This window comes from Mesorhizobium sp. WSM4845, assembly GCF_055811455.1.
Genome location: NZ_JBVVQA010000112.1, coordinates 1 through 380, shown reverse-complemented (window position 1 = coordinate 380; position 380 = coordinate 1). Strand labels below are relative to the sequence as shown.

At 62.4% G+C, this 380-nt stretch carries 1 protein-coding gene; it reads left to right on the top strand.

The features are described 5' to 3' along the window. A partial coding sequence (locus tag AC0L2C_RS34235; protein ID WP_473525537.1) for an efflux RND transporter permease subunit occupies positions 1–380 on the top strand: 380 nt, incomplete at both ends.

The window sequence follows — 380 nt, the reverse complement described above, 5'->3', positions numbered from 1 at the left end:
AATGTCGCCGCCGGCGAGCAGGTCGCTTCTGTCCAGCAGCAGGTCAGCCAGGCTGTCGCCGAAGTGGATCTCGGCAGTGGCATACGCTGGAAGCTCGCCGGCTCGAACGAGGACAGCGCCGAGGCCAGCGCTTTCCTCAGCAAGGCCTTCGGCGCGGCGATTTTCCTGATCTTCCTGGTGCTGCTGATGCAGTTCAACAAGTTCACCAGCGTCTGGCTGGTGCTATCCTGCGTGGTCATGGCGACGGTTGGCGTGTTCCTGGGATTGCTGTTGACTGGAGAGGCGTTCGGCATCGTCATGTCAGGCATCGGCGTCATCGCGCTGGCCGGCGTGGTGGTGAACAACAACATCGTGCTGATCGACACCTACGACCGGCTGCG